Annotated in this window: 1 pseudogene; it reads left to right on the top strand. The window is 64.9% G+C overall.

Going from position 1 to position 621, the window contains the following annotated elements:
- Window positions 1-441 (top strand): annotated as a pseudogene (locus tag SKC41_RS31740) (peptidase); the annotation flags it as partial.
- Between the last annotated feature and the right edge of the window lie 180 nt (window positions 442-621).

Below are 621 nucleotides of genomic sequence, written 5' to 3'. Positions count from 1 at the left end.
GCGTCTTACTGTCCGGCCACCAACACCATTGTGGTCGACCTACCAGCCCTGGTGGCGATGGGGAGACCTGCTGACATGACAGAGCATGCCCTGCCGCAAGGTGACGACACCGCCTTGTCGATCGTGATGTCGAGGTACGCCCTGGCGGTGCAGCATGAGCGCGGCCTGCCGATGCAGAGTCTGTGGACTGCGTTGCGGACCGCGTGCCTGACTGGTGTCGTGCATCGCAAGATGGCTGACCCGATCGAACTACCTTCGCGCAAGACGCTTTTGCTGACCGCCGGTGACCTCGACAAGGCTGTGTCTGGGTTGCTCACCAACCATTTGGTGGCCAGCGACGTTGATGGTGTCAGCGTGCCGGCCGGTTTCACGCGGATAGCCGCGTTTCGTGCCGGCCTCGACGGTCGAATGGAAACGTGTTACACCCGGTACCCGGCGTAGCGGGAGAAGGCCCTTCGCAGGCGATTCCGATCCCAGCGCGCCCGGGGAGCAGCGATCTCCGAGACCGTGGACGAGGTCGACGGGCCATCACTGACCGGTGGCGGGTTGCCGACGGCCCGCTACATTCGGCCGGGATGCGCTGGAGCACCTCGAGCAGGCTGTCACCCGAAGCGCCTGGAG

Source organism: Mycobacterium sp. 050128 (assembly GCF_036409155.1).
Lineage (GTDB): Bacteria > Actinomycetota > Actinomycetes > Mycobacteriales > Mycobacteriaceae > Mycobacterium.
The sequence above is the reverse complement of the archived record's forward strand: the minus strand, read 5'-3'. Positions and strand labels throughout refer to the sequence as shown.